The organism is Bifidobacterium sp. LH_417 (assembly GCF_056357035.1).
On sequence record NZ_JBKEVI010000001.1, the window covers coordinates 312,502 to 325,974 of the forward strand.

The following is a 13,473-nucleotide window of genomic DNA, read 5'->3' on the forward strand; positions in this document are numbered from 1 at the left end:
CCTTCGCCGTGATGAATGTCAGAACACGAGTCCGGTGGAGACGCGCTTCCTGGCTTCCTCGATCTCCTCCTTGCTCAGCACGTTCTCCGACTTGAACACGGTGTCGATGTTGGTGCCGTTGTCGAGCGTCTGGCCGTGGAGGGAGATGGTGCCGTCCTCCTGCACGGCCAGCGTGATCTCCAGCGGGGTGTGCGCGGGCAGGCCGGCGGGCAGATTCATCTCGCAATCGCCGATTCTGCTGCTCGCGTCGACCGGCAGGTCGTCGGCCTTCTCCGGGGATTCGAACAGTTCGATGAGCACCTGCTCCTGGTTGGCGTCGACGGTGGCGAACCGCTGGGAGGCGTGCGCGGGCAGCTCGTCGTCCTTCTTCACGATGTTGAAGATGCGCGGCTCGCCGGTCTGGCTGTCGTTCGCCTTGATGCCGAAGCTCTTCGTGGAGACGGAGATGACCTTCGTGTCGGCGTTGAGGTTGGTGGGCAGCGTGGAGCCGCCGCCGATGGTCGGCAGCATGCGCGTCTCGCCGGTCGTGGTGTCGCGGGCCACGTCGTTGCCTTCGGCATCCTGCTCCTTGACCTCGGTGCTGTTGACCTCGCTCTGTTTGGTGGCCTGGATGATCGCGTAGATCGCCGCGCCCTTGGCGACCGCCTCATGCGGTTCGAAGATCTTGAACGGCACGCCGAACGTGTTCCCCACCATGTTCTGTACCTGAGGCATCATCGTCGAACCGCCGACGAGCAGGATCTCGTCGATGGCGACGCCCTGCGCCTTGGCCTCGTCGATCGCCTTCTGCGTGAGGTCCTTGGTGCGTTCGAGCAGCTCGCTGGTGATGTCGTCGAACTCGTCGCGCGTCACTTCGATCTTCGCGCGCTGTCCGTTGTAGTCCAGGAGCTTCTTGACGCTGGTCCTGTTCGACAGCGCCTGCTTGGTCTTCTCCGACTCGATCATCAGCTGCTGCATGAACTCCTCGTTGCCGTCCTCGTCGAACGGGTCGCCCGTGTAGCCGCTCTCGTCGAGGAACTTGTCGACCATGAGCGTGGAAAGCGCGTCGTCCCAATTCTTGCCGCCCAGATCATGGTCGCCTTCGGTGGTGATCACGCGGATCTCGCCGTTGGTGATCTTGAGTACGGTGATGTCGAACGTGCCGCCGCCCAGATCGTAGATGAGCACGTTCCTGTTGGAGTCGGCCTTGGTGACGCCGTAGCAGATGGCGGCGGCGGTCGGCTCCTCGATGATGGACAGTACGTTGAGCCCGGCCATCTCGCCCGCCTGCTTGGTGGCGGTGCGTTCGGTATCGCCGAAGTAGGCGGGGCAGGTGATGACGACGTCCTTGACCTCGTCGTCGGTCTGCTGTTGGGCTTGGCGGACGAGCTCGCGCAGGATGTAGGCGGAGACCTCGACGGGGGAGATCTGCCGTCCGTCGATGGTGGTGGCGACCTGCGATTTGCCGATGAGCCGCTTGACGAAGGATACGGTCCGGCCTGCGGATTCCTCGAGCACGGAGGTGTCCTTGGCCTCCTGGCCGACGATCACGGTGCCGTCCTCGCCCCACTGGACCACCGAAGGCGTGGTGTCCGAGTTGTTGTCCAGATTCTTGAGCACGGTCGGGCGGTCGCCCTCCTGATAGGCGATGCACGAGTAGGTCGTGCCCAGATCGATGCCATACACGTATTTCGACATGATGTCGTTCTCCTTATGGTGTTGTGCGGTTATGCGTGGTATGTCGCAGCGACGCTGCACGTATATATGCGCCGTCCACGCGGATTCCGGATGTCGGGATTCGGGCGGACGGTGTTCGGCGGGTCAGCCGATCGACGACGGGGTGTCAGGGGTTTCGGGGGCCGCGGGAGCGTCGGCGGGTCCGTCCGGAGTTTCGGCCGGTGGCGCCGGTTTGACGACCTTGTACATCACCACCTGCTCCTTGAGGAGCACGCGCGGGCGCTCGCCGGCCTCGTAGACGTAGCCGGGTGCCTTGGAACGTGCGATGGTGCGTGCCTTGGCGGGGTCGTCGGTGGTTTCGACGTCCTTCGGAAGGAACCTCTGGCGGGCCGCGTTGTAGCGGGAACCCGGTTCGCTGTCGACGCGCGCCACGTCGTAGTCGTCGAGGATCGCGCCGAGCATGTAGTCGATGTCCTCCAGCATGCTTTGCGCCTCGGCGTCGTCTTCGGGAAGCTCGCCCTTCATCGTGTTGATCTTGGCGAGCGCCGAGGCGATGTCCTGCAGCACCGGCTCCCTCAGATCGAGGGTCAGTCCGTCGCGCAGCTTGTTGAGTTCCGCATGCTGGCGGTCGATGACCTTCTCCTTGGCCTCGTCGTATTGCGACCGCTTCGAGAACGCCTCTGAGAGTCCGTCCAACGATTCACGCAATCCGTCGAGGCGCTTGCCCAGCGCTTCGAAGCGGGCGTCGAACGCGTCGAGACGGGCGTCGGCGTCGGCCAGCCGCCCGTCCAGACCATCGAAGCGGTCAGTCCAATCGGGAACGGTCGGTGCCGGTGAGACGGGGACTCCCGACTCACCGGACGGGGCGGGAATCTCTGATTGGACGGGGGCCTCGGTGGGTTCGGCCGCTGATTCGGATGGTTCGGGTTCTCGTTCGGGCGTTGGCTCCGTCGGCTCGACCGGCGCGGGCTGAGGAGTCGCAACCGTTTCGGTGGGTTGGGCCGGTGGGATAGCGGGGGCCGTCTCGGACACGACGGGGGAGACCGGCAGTGCGGGCTGTGCATCGGCCGTTGCCGGAACGGCCGATGCCTGCGGTCCGTCCGGGGGAACGGGCTGTGGAAGCTTGGATCCGAGCATGATGGATTCCTTTCGGTTTGGTGTGGTCGTCTATTGGTGCGGGTTGTCATGGTCGTTGCCGGTGCGCCGGGGCCGTGTCCGACGCGGTCTGGGCGACGGAACGGACGGTTGGCCCGTCCACGGGGCGGGTTCCTGCGGCATGGCCGGCCGCGGCACCTTGGGTTGCGCGTCTCGCCGGTCGGTGCCGGATCGAGCGCCGTTCGCGGGAAGCGGCTCGTTCGGGGCGGGGATGCCCTGGGAGGGCGTCGCTCCGGTACCCGCCCGGTGGTAGGGGCGGGTACGTTGCGGTCTGAAGCTCCGTCGTGCTGGCTGAGGGGCGGGCTGCTGCGCAGGTTGTATCGGTTGTGCCTGTGGCATCGGCACGGGACTCGCCTGTTGCCGTCGTGCCGGCTGCGGTGGGGGAGTCGGCACGACGGCGGGGTGCGCGGGCCTCGATACGGGTTCCGGTGCCGAGGGAATGGGCGTGGGGGGCGGAACCGGCGCAGGACCCGGCCGGGTGAATGGAACAGGTGCAGGTACCGGGGATGTCGTCGCCGCACCGGCATGCCCCTGCGGGGCCTTGCGTTCCCGCTTGGCGCGTTCCCTGTCCGCCTTGGCCTGTTCCTGCGCGATGCGGTCGCGTTCGCGCTGCGCCGCCTCGGCGGGGATGCCCTCGAACCGTCCGATGCCGGGCGTGAACACCGGCAACTTCGTCTTCGGGAACTCGTGGATGGCGAGCGCCTTGGCGAGGGCGGGGTCGCTGAGCGAGACGATCCAATCGATGACGTCGTCCACGCCGCGCGGCATGAACCGTCCCTCGCCGGCCGTGTGCCCGATGGCGCTCGCCGCGAAGAACCGGGAGACGGCGAACTGCTGCTGGATCATGTCGACCACGTCGCCCATGTCCATGTCGACGAGGAACTGGCGGCACAGGAAATCCATCGTGTCGAGGTCGTTCGCGCATCGCTCCGGCTCCGCCTGACGGAACCGTGCGATCGCGGGCGCGTCGAGACGCTCGTCGAGGAGCGGCGCCGCGTCGACCTTGTTGATGACGACGGCCAACGGCGTCGTCAGACGTTTGCCGCGGTTCCTCGCCAGATTCGCGTCGATGTCGTTGCGCAGCGCGTTCATCACGTCGCCGAGCGGGGAGGCGCTGATCGAGCCGGCGTCCGTGCCGCGCAGGCCGGATGCGACGCGGGCCTTCACCTGGGGAATGGCCAGAGGGTCGATGACCAGCACGATGCCCTCGCAGTGCGCATACTGGTTCTGCTGTTCGTTCTCGTCGCCGCGGACGAACGTCTCGCCGGCGATGTCGAGCAGCTGCACGAGACGCGACGGTCTGAGACCGCCCCCGTCGAGATAGAAGCTCATCGAGAACGCGCTGGCGCGTTGCCCGTCGGTCTCGACGGCGGTCTTGTCGACGAAGCCGCGCTCGCTGTCGGCCACCATCGTGGCGAACCGCTGCTTGCGCGCCTCGTCGTAGAAGCGCGTGGTGAGGCCATGCTCGCCGGCGCGGCGCGTGATCAGTGACACGGCGTACGCGTTGATGAGCGAGGTCTTGCCGCTTGAGGCGCCGCCCACCACGGGGATGCAGATGGTGCGGCTGCCGGCGGAGCGGATGATCTCGTCATGACCGGCGGCGAGGCAGTACGGGCACAGGGCGGTGAGCTTGCGGCGCGGTTTGCGGCGGTCGAGGATGCTTGACGGCAGTCTCTGGCCGCATCGGCAGGTGTGGTGGAGGATGCCGTAGCGTCCGGGGAACAGGTCGCGGTGCTTGGCGCCACAGTTCGGGCACTGGTAGACGGGGCGGGCGAACCGTTTGTGGCAGTAGTCGCAGACGTTGGAGATGCGCAGGATGGCGAGGAAGAGCGTGTCGGTCAGCCATGTGGCCGCGCATAATGCCGATCCGACGAGCTCGTAGCACAGGAAGGCGATGGTCTGCGGCAGCAGCATGCCGACGCAGTAGATGACGCTCATGACCACCATGCCGAGACAGCACGCCAGCCAGTACACGTACCGGCAGGCCGTCCATCCGGCGCGTACGATCATGCTGTCGAACGTCGTGCCCTCGGACACTTCGACAGCGGCGCGCGTCATATCGTCGATGTTCGTGCGCGCCTTGTCCGTAGTGGACCTGATGACCCGCGAAATGTCGGCGAAACCCGGGCCGAACAGGTACGAGACCTTCGCCGGGTCGTCGGGTCTGCGCGGCTTCGGCGGTCTCGCGGGCTTCGTGGTCCCCTTCTTCTTCCCCATATGCATGAGCCTTTCCCGATGATGCGTCGATACGGCGGCGCCGTCGCATCACACGGCGAGCGCCACGGCGAGTGCGCCGAGCGCGATCCAGAACGCGGTGACGGCGAGCCCGATGGCGAGCCCCCTGCCTTTGCCGTACACGTCGCGCAGCGTCTCGTAGTAGCCGACGATGCCGCCGTACGCGCCTTTGACGAGTCCGATGACGAGCATCGTCCCCAATGCGACGGCGGTGAGGACGCCGATGACCGTCAGCATCATCGGCAGGATCTTGATGAGGAAGACCACCAGATAGTAGATGACGACGAGCACCAGAACGATGACCGCGAGTACGATGAACAAATCCTCCATCCGATGGCCTTCCCCTTGGAATCGGCGGTATCGCGACGCGTCAGAACTCGCGGCCGCAGTACGGGCAGGCGGCGGTGTTCGTGTGGCTGTTGAGCGAGTAGCTGCTGTAGCAGCGTGCGCCGCAGCTGGGGCAGTCGCGCACCATGCTGCTGTCCGCGCCGTATTCGCCGGGCTTGTAATAGGTGTACATGGCCATGATGGTTTCCCTCCGTCCGGCCCGAACATCGCACGGTCGTCGTACGTCGGGCGACTGCCGCATGGTTTCGGGCGCAATGGTTTCGACATTGAAAAAGAGGGGAGGCGAGTGCCTCGAAAACAGTTCTCATCGTATCACCGCCGGGTCGCGGCGGTGCGGTACGACTTGCGTGGGACGTACGATTCGTGCGGGCGGTTCACTCCGTGCGATTCGTGTGGTCCACGCGGTTCTCGGAGATCCTCTCGCGCAGGCCGTCGGCGACCAGCAGCAGCGCGTCCTTGATCATGATGTTCGTCAGCAGCATGCGCGAAACGTGCTCGTTCGGCAGGAACAGCCGCATCCGCGCCTTCGGGTCGTTCCACGAGGCGTCGGCGGGGAACACGCGTCCCGCGTCGCCGAACACCCACGCCGGTTGCGCGACGTGGCGTTTGAACTCGGAGATCGCCTCGTTCGAGTCGAGCATCACGGTCGCGGCGAGCCCGTGCAGCATGGTCGAGATGAGGTCGACGTCCACGCACGTCCGGCGTGATCCCGCCGACCGCGACACCACGACGACCGGTTTGCGGCGTTCCGGCGACAGCAGCAGGTCGGCGAGTTCGCGCGCCTCCGCCTTCGTGCGGATCACATGCGCCGGATGCCGTCTGCGCAGTTCCTCCAGATCGTAGGAGCGCGTCTCGTCGGACCGTTCGACGAACCGTCGGACGGCGTCTTCGGACGGCGCGGCGGACGGTCCGGTGGCGGCATCGTCGTCGCGCCGCAGCAGGTCGGCGATCAGCCGGCCGCGATGCGCCGCGGTGTCCAGATAGTAGAGCGTCGTCGCCGCCGGCGGCGCGGGGTAGAGCCGCGCCGCCCCGTTGTAGACGCCGGGTGTGCCGTGGCCGTCCGCGGCCAGAGCCGCGTTGAACGTCTCGTCCGCGCCATCGACGGTCCTGCCGGCTCCGTCGAGCAGCACGACGTCCAACGCGCCGCCCGTCAGCGCCGCGATCGCCTCGACGTCGTTCCACGCGTCGTGCGCGTTCCCCCGCGCGGTGACGACGAGCACCGGCCTCGTGCGTGAGCCGGACAGCACGTAGCGTGCGAGCCGTCGCGTGTCCTCGCCGTCGGTCACCCGCTGCGGGCGGGATGAGGGGAGAGCCAACATCGTTCGATCCTTCCTCAGCGCGCGAAACCGTCGCACGCCGTTCGTCGATATCCGTCGGCGGGGATATGTCGCGAAACGGGCGCATCCGGATGCGAAAAACTGAAAAGCGCATCTGCATACAAGAAGAAGGAGATGGGCGAGTGCCCTGAACAAGCCGTATCGTACCACATGCACGCATCCCGACCGGGAATTGTCCGGGGGGGGGCTTCGCTCGCGCGGTCGGACGGTTTTCGTCTCCCGATCCGTGGCCGTCGCGGCATATACTGGAATGAGTTTCGAGGCAGTGGCCTCCGCTCGCATGTGGTTCGGGGGAGTGGAGGCCGTCGAGCCGCATCGCAGCGGTCGCCGCGGATGTCAAGGAGAACGGAGAAGAATCATGGTCTGTCAGCAATGCGGATTCTCGAATCCGGCGGGATGCCGGTTCTGTACGGAATGCGGAGCGCCGCTCGCCGCCGCGCCGGTCAACGACGCGACGGTGCTCGACGGCGGCGCGAACCGCACCGTGCCGTATGGGGCGGGGACGGGCGTCGCGCCGTCGCCGGCGATGCCGCCACGACCGTCCGTCCCGCCGCGCCCGGCGGCGAACGACGCGATGGCGTCCTCGTCATCCACATCCGCCGCCAGTCCGCAGATGCCGGCGGCGCGGCCCCTGCGCCCGAACGCGTCCGGATCGTCGGGCATGAGCTCGGAGACGAAAGTCACGCTCGCCGTGCTGTCCCCGATACTGATCGGTCTGCTGATCCTGCTCCTGATGTACGTCATCTCCGTGTCACAGGGAAACAAGCCGTTCCAGTTCGGCACGCAGGCGCAATCGTCGTCGGACACGTCGGCGTCCTCAGAATCCACCACGACGGGCTCCGACGATTCCTGGCCCGATACGGAAGGCAGGAACCTCGCCTGCGACGCGGAACCGGACATGAAGGTCGTCTCCGTCGAAAGCGTCGGCAACGATCTGGTCGTCACCGTGCTCGTCACGCCGTCCGACGACTGCGAATCCGGTACGACCACCACGCTCGACGACGATTCGACGCGCGTCACGCTGCGCGATTCGAGCGGCGACACGGTCGCCGACGCCGTGTTCGACTTCTCGTCCGACATGCAGACGATCCCCGCGAAGGGCAAGCGGATCAAGCTCTCGTATGCGCCCACGCAGTTCTACCGTCCCGCCACCGAACTGGAGCGGACGTTCCAGGACGATCCCGCCGAGCTCATCGTCAAATACGTCTACGCGGCGTCCGCCGGTTCCGGCGCGTCCACGTCGACCGGACCATCCTCCCGGTCCGGGGCGCTCGGCGGCGAAAGCGCCTCCGACGACGAGGCCGAACAGGACGCGTGCAACGCTCTGCAATGGCAGGTCGCGCAGGACAAATCCAAGGCGTCCGCGTTCATGAGCACGTACACGACGCAGTTGTCGAGCAAACGGCAGGGCATGGTCATCGACGGCAAGACGTGGAGCTGCCGCGACATCCTCGCCCATTTCATCACGCTGCGCGACAAGCATCCGAACGTGCTGCTCATCTGGTCCGGCGACTGGCCGACCTACGACGCGAACCCGACGAAATACTACGTGATCATCTCCGGCGAGAGTTTCGGATCGACCGATGACGCGTGGAACTGGTGCCATTCCAACGGATACGGGCAGGTCGACTGCCTGCCGGTCAACCTGGAATGAGCGCGGCGCGGGTGCGGCGGCCTTCTGCGGACGTGCGCGGCGGCGTACAATCGGACGCATGGCCAAGGACGACATCAAGGACGACAGGAAGACCGGCAAGGGCGGCGGCAAGTCGGCGCGCAAACGCGTCGACAAGGCGCTCGACGCGGCCGAGGCGCGCATCGGCGCTATCGAGGAGAGCGACACCGTGGCGGAACGCCTCGCCAACGCCGCCAAATCAAGCGAGCTGCTGAGCGCCGTCTGGTCGCTGCCTCCCGCGCAGCGGCTCATGTTCCATCATGGAGTGGATGTGGGGGAGATGGCCGCGTCCGGCGCGGGGGAGACGCCCGGATTCGACGGCGACAAGTACGACGGCGAACGGTTCATCGACCTGAGCTCGTCGGGCATCGCCCGCTACCAGCGGCTCATGTACGCGAACGGCGTGAAGGGCTCACCCAGACGGCTGCTCATCGTGCTGCAGGGCATGGACGCCTCCGGCAAGGGCGGCATCGTGCGCCACGTGTTCCGTCAGGGTGACCCGATGGGCATCCACTACCACGGGTTCGGTAAACCCACCGAGGAGGAGGCGTCCCATGGGTTCCTGTGGCGCGTGGAACGCGAACTGCCCCAACCCGGATGGATCGGCGTGTTCGACCGGTCGCATTACGAGGACATCGTCATGCCGCACGTGTACGGCACGTTTCCCGAAAGCGTGTGGCGGGAACGCTACGATCTGGTCAACGCGTTCGAGCGCAGTCTCGTCGCCTCCGGATGCGCGGTCATCAAGATCTTCCTCGTCTCCAGCCGCGAGGAGCAGCGGCGGCACTTCCTCGCACGCCTCGACGATCCCACCAAATACTGGAAGTTCGACATCTCCGACCTGGACGCGCGGGACCGTTGGGACGACTACATGGACGCATGGCAGGAAGTGTTCGAGAAGACCAGCACCACGTTCGCCCCGTGGTATCTCGTCCCCGCCGACAACCGCTGGTATTCGAGGGCCGTCGTCTCGGAGCTGCTACGCACCACGCTGCGCAACATGAACATGTCCTGGCCTCCGCTGGAACCGGAGATCGACCCCGACGAGGCCCGACGACGCCTCGCCGCCTAGCCGCCTAGCCGACCAACGAGAAAGAACCATCATGACCGCGAACGAATCCGGCACATGCCGTCCATCTGCCATCCGCCGCCCTGCGGCCGCCGGTGCATCGATCGCAACGATCGCCGTATGTCTTTTGGCGATGCTGACGGCATCTCCCGCGGCCTACGCGGCGGAACCCGCGCTTACGCAACAGCACACGTTGAGCGTAGAAGGGTCATATCTGTATGGTGACGCATACGGCACCGGCGAGGCGGTGGGTGTCAACCAGCATGGCGGCATCCATGTATACCGCACCGACGGGTCCGCGGACTTCCTCGCGCCGAACAACGGCATGGTGTTCCCCGTCGTGCTCTCCAGTGACAACAAGACCCTCTACACGACCGATTCCGTAGGATCGGCGCTGTTCGGCTTCGACATGAAGACCGGTGACGTCAAGACCTACGGCAATGTCGACATGTGGAACGCCAAGGAGGTTCGCACGTCCCCCGACAACGGGTCGCTGGCGGTGCTGTCGTATGAGCTGGATTCCGATTTGGGCGATGAGTACAATCTGCAAGCCTCAAGCAACATGCAGATATACGATCCCGCAACGCAGCAGGTGACGGCGGCATGTGACATCGGCGCCGCGACGGGCACGTTGGCGTCCAACGACCGCAAACGCATCCACGTCATACTCAACGGGACGAAGCCCGTGCTGAAGACGGTGGACGCGTCGACCTGTTCGACGGCGGGAACCCATGACATCGTCATCGGCGGCGTCGACGCCACCCAGTTCGTCGACCCGCTGCACGTGGCGGACGACGGGTCGATCATCGCCTACGTAAGTCCGTTGTCCATGCACGGCACGCACGACGATTCGATTTCGAAAGTCACCCATTACGCCCGCATCGATCCGGAAAGCGGCAAAGGGGAGCTGTTCTTCGACCATCCGTACAGGAAACTGGCGGATGCCGAACACGCGCAGGCCTACATGCATATGCAGTCGGGCTCGCCGGACGATGATCTGCCGCACGAGTACTCCGACGACATGATGCTGACGATCACGGACGACTCGGGCAGGGCGGTGCGTAGCGAGAAGCTGTCCCGTGAATTGTATGACCAGGTGCAGGAGTACGTAAAGAACGATTACTACGACTTCGCCGAAATCACCAACGACGGCCGATACCTGTTCTTCGCCGGCTATGACAGAAAGGAGATCTTCTCCTACGATACCGAGAAAGACACGCTCACGACACTGAAGAAGAACTCCTCGCGTGAGGGCGTATACGCGTTGAGCGATGACGGGCGAGTGCTGCTGACGACTCATACCACCGATGGCGAAGGCTCTTTCAACCACTTCGGCATCACCGCGTATTCCACCGGCATCACGTCGAGCATCGAAGGTCCTTCCGCGGCCGGATCCGTGGGAAGGACCGTGGGCATCGGCATCACTGCCGGAGCCGTTCTGGTCGTCGTCGCGGCGGTTGCGTGGATCGTCATCCGCCGGAGACGGCAGGCGGGAAGCTCGTCGGCGTCTCCGACGGACGACGGTGGGCATCCGCCAGTTCCCTCGGTCACGCCCGACGGGATTCCGTCCGGAGCCGCGACGGTGGGCGTGACCATGAGTACGTCGCCGCCGGTTCCATTACCGACGCGTGTCGATTCCAAACCTTCCGTGCCGTTGCCGCCGAGAACGGGACACGGCGTCCCTCCCTCCGTTCCGCTACCGCCGCGTCCGGGGAACGACTGAACCGCCGGAGTTTGAGACAAGTTTCCCTCCCCATGCCATCACGGACGACGCCGATCCCCTCCCTCAGCGTGTCGCGCATCAGGGTCGTGCGGAGGAAAGGAGGGAGGGTCAGCTCTGTTCGGCGTCGTAGCGGTAGATGGTGCCGTTGGCGTCCGAGGCGATGATGATCTCACGCGGGGTGAGCGACAATACGTGCAGATTGTAGTCGTTGATGTCGGTGCCGCGGAAGTCGAGTTCGTGGCACCCGGTGTAGGAACCGTCATCCTCGTCGTCGACGGCATCGCACACGGAGAGATGGAGCGTGAGCGACGAGTCGATCTCGTCCTCCTCGATGTCGCCGTCGGCCACCAGGAAGTACAGGTCGCGTGTCAGCTCGCCGTAAGTCCCCAGTGTGTCGTCCGTCGTGTCGGCTGTCGCTTTGGTCCGGTAGTGGGTGCCGCTTGTGACATCGGAGAGCGTGCCATCGGATGTGATGTTCGCCATCCACTTGGGCCGGCACGACGATGTGTCGTAGTACGTGCGGAACGCCTTGTAGATCGTGCACTTGTCCTTGTCGGAGTCTTTGTTGGAGTAGTAGCCGACGACGCCCGCAGGCAGCTCCGGCAATGTGTTGTTCGATGATGTCGAGGGGTCGACCTTCGTCTTGTTGGTGAACGCGAACGCCACGATGACGCAGACGATCAGGAATCCCAGCAGCAGCGCGACGGCGACGTATTTCAGCGTGTCGGCGTTGTCCGTCGTCTTCGGCATGGCGGGCTGTCCATCGGATGTCGTGGTCGTGGACGTGGTTGTGGTCGTTGCCGGGAGTGGTACCGACGGCCGGGGTGCCGTGTACCGAGGCGGCTGCGGGGACTGAGCGGAGGAGCCTTGCGCGGTGGAAGCCGGTGCGGAGGGCCGTGGCGGCAACGGCGGCCGCCTTGACGGAATCACCGTCTGCGCGGTCCCCGTCTGCGCGGTGCCTGTCCGTGTGGTGCTCATCGGTGTGGCGCCTATCGGTGTGGTGCTCATCGGTGAGGTGTCTGTCGATTCGGTGTCTGTCGGCGTCAGTGGGCTGCCGCATCCCGTGCAGAACCGGCACTCGTTGGTGTTCCTCGTTCCGCATCGTCCGCAATACCGCATGATGTTTCCCTTCTTCCCCTCATCCGCTTCGATGATCGTCGATTGGCTATTTCTTCAGAGTATATCCGTCCGTTGCCATGCGGTTCCGCCGTTGGTTCCGATGCCGTTCGTGGGCGTGGATTCGTCGGGAAGATCCGCGGTCGGTATCAGCACGTTGTAGATGAGGAAGCCTTGGGAGAATGTCGTGTCGGGTTGCTTTCCCCTGCGTGACGACCGTTCGCGTTCATGGTCGATGATGCCCGTCGGCAGCGGAGACCATGGGGAGGCGAGGCGGTATCGGCGTCCCACGGAGGTGGCGGTCGTCGCCATGAGATGGCGAGACGTGCCGTCTCCCCATCGCAGGTGACGGTAGATTCCCGCCAATGTGGCGAGCCATCGATGGTCCCGTATGCCGTAGGACGCCTGTGTGAATGCGATGCATTGGTCGTCGCGGTCGGAAGCGTGGAACAGGTCGTCGAGGCGCGACGACAGGGAACGCCATGTCATGCCGTTGTCGATGAGCCGTTGGTCGATCGGCCGACGCAATTCGGCAAGAAGCCCGTGCAGTTCGTCCGTCGGAGACGGGTCGAACGGTGCCGACCGTTCGACCCTGACCGTGAATCCGGCTCGTTCCAAGCCTTTGGCGAGCAGGTCGGATCCCATGCTTCTTTCGCCGCGCAGCACCTTGGCGACCGACGACTTGTCGATGCCCATGTGTCTGGCCAGCTCGCTCGCGGTCCACCCCGTGTCGGCCATGATCGATTGCAGTATATCCGTCGTGTTCATCATCGCATCCCCTCGTATATTGCATCGTTCAGCGTGTTCCTCATAACCGCAACCAAAATGTTCATCATCGCATCCCCTCGTGTATTGCATCCCCTCGTGCGTATGGAGCGGCCTTGCCCCTGTAGCTATTCTATCCCTGTGTCTCGTAATTCGTTCCGTCACCGTGCCATTGGTTTGGTCAAGAGCCTGTTCCGCACTTTCGGGAAGCCGTTCGGATTGGGAATAGGGGAGGGAAAGAAGTGTTCCCATGTCAATGACGGGACTGTCTCGGAAAGTGTGTAACTGGCTTAAATTGCCGGCCATAGAGGCGGAACCTTCTCGGAAAGTGTGTAACCGGCTTTAATTGCCGGCCGTGGAACCACTCCAGACAACCAAAGACGGATGCTGCACTCCA

12 protein-coding genes are annotated in these 13,473 nt (G+C 64.8%); 3 read left to right on the forward strand and 9 right to left on the reverse strand.

Annotated features, from left to right (window positions below; genetic code table 11):
* Nucleotides 1-18: 18 nt before the first annotated feature.
* The 7 genes from AC1AYR_RS01175 to AC1AYR_RS01205 all read right to left on the reverse strand — a co-directional run bounded on the left by AC1AYR_RS01175 (nt 19) and on the right by AC1AYR_RS01205 (nt 7,415).
* On the reverse strand, nt 19-1,677 hold the full coding sequence (locus AC1AYR_RS01175; protein ID WP_034527769.1) for an Hsp70 family protein: 1,659 nt from the start codon (nt 1,675-1,677) through the stop codon (nt 19-21).
* A 123-nt stretch (nt 1,678-1,800) separates the two neighbouring features.
* On the reverse strand, nt 1,801-2,793 hold the full coding sequence (locus AC1AYR_RS01180) for a hypothetical protein (protein ID WP_156963165.1): 993 nt from the start codon (nt 2,791-2,793) through the stop codon (nt 1,801-1,803).
* A gap of 30 nt (nt 2,794-2,823) precedes the next feature.
* Nucleotides 2,824-5,028: a TRAFAC clade GTPase domain-containing protein gene (locus AC1AYR_RS01185; protein WP_476511006.1), complete on the reverse strand. Its 2,205-nt coding sequence runs from the start codon at nt 5,026-5,028 to the stop codon at nt 2,824-2,826.
* A gap of 48 nt (nt 5,029-5,076) precedes the next feature.
* The gene (locus tag AC1AYR_RS01190; protein ID WP_034527763.1) at nt 5,077-5,376 is read right to left on the reverse strand and encodes a hypothetical protein; all 300 of its coding nucleotides are present in this window, start codon (nt 5,374-5,376) and stop codon (nt 5,077-5,079) included.
* A 40-nt stretch (nt 5,377-5,416) separates the two neighbouring features.
* Nucleotides 5,417-5,572 carry a hypothetical protein gene (locus AC1AYR_RS01195; protein ID WP_476511005.1) on the reverse strand — a complete coding sequence of 52 codons (156 nt, stop codon included), beginning with the start codon at nt 5,570-5,572 and terminating at the stop codon, nt 5,417-5,419.
* Nucleotides 5,573-5,768: 196 nt separating this feature from the next.
* Nucleotides 5,769-6,713 carry a hypothetical protein gene (locus AC1AYR_RS01200; protein ID WP_156963163.1) on the reverse strand — a complete coding sequence of 315 codons (945 nt, stop codon included), beginning with the start codon at nt 6,711-6,713 and terminating at the stop codon, nt 5,769-5,771.
* Nucleotides 6,714-7,097: 384 nt separating this feature from the next.
* On the reverse strand, nt 7,098-7,415 hold the full coding sequence (locus tag AC1AYR_RS01205) for a hypothetical protein (protein WP_156963162.1): 318 nt from the start codon (nt 7,413-7,415) through the stop codon (nt 7,098-7,100).
* Here AC1AYR_RS01205 and AC1AYR_RS01210 point away from each other — a divergent pair.
* Genes AC1AYR_RS01210 through AC1AYR_RS01220 form a run of 3 tightly spaced genes read left to right on the forward strand, consistent with a single transcriptional unit; the run spans nt 7,393 to nt 11,195 of the window.
* Nucleotides 7,393-8,385, forward strand: a complete 993-nt coding sequence (locus AC1AYR_RS01210; protein WP_238567629.1) for a hypothetical protein — start codon at nt 7,393-7,395, stop codon at nt 8,383-8,385. The two genes, AC1AYR_RS01205 and AC1AYR_RS01210, sit on opposite strands and share 23 nt — an antisense overlap.
* Nucleotides 8,386-8,443: 58 nt before the next feature.
* Nucleotides 8,444-9,475: a PPK2 family polyphosphate kinase gene (locus AC1AYR_RS01215; RefSeq protein ID WP_034527758.1), complete on the forward strand. Its 1,032-nt coding sequence runs from the start codon at nt 8,444-8,446 to the stop codon at nt 9,473-9,475.
* A gap of 31 nt (nt 9,476-9,506) precedes the next feature.
* A complete protein-coding gene (locus tag AC1AYR_RS01220) occupies nt 9,507-11,195 on the forward strand; it encodes a hypothetical protein (protein ID WP_034527756.1) in 1,689 nt (562 codons plus the stop codon).
* 108 nt (nt 11,196-11,303) lie between these two features.
* Here the strand turns inward: AC1AYR_RS01220 and AC1AYR_RS01225 are convergent, their stop codons facing one another.
* Together AC1AYR_RS01225 and AC1AYR_RS01230 are read right to left on the reverse strand one after the other, a co-directional pair.
* Nucleotides 11,304-11,945: a hypothetical protein gene (locus AC1AYR_RS01225; RefSeq protein WP_034527754.1), complete on the reverse strand. Its 642-nt coding sequence runs from the start codon at nt 11,943-11,945 to the stop codon at nt 11,304-11,306.
* A gap of 423 nt (nt 11,946-12,368) precedes the next feature.
* On the reverse strand, nt 12,369-13,049 hold the full coding sequence (locus AC1AYR_RS01230) for a helix-turn-helix domain-containing protein (RefSeq protein WP_476555113.1): 681 nt from the start codon (nt 13,047-13,049) through the stop codon (nt 12,369-12,371).
* Between the last annotated feature and the right edge of the window lie 424 nt (nt 13,050-13,473).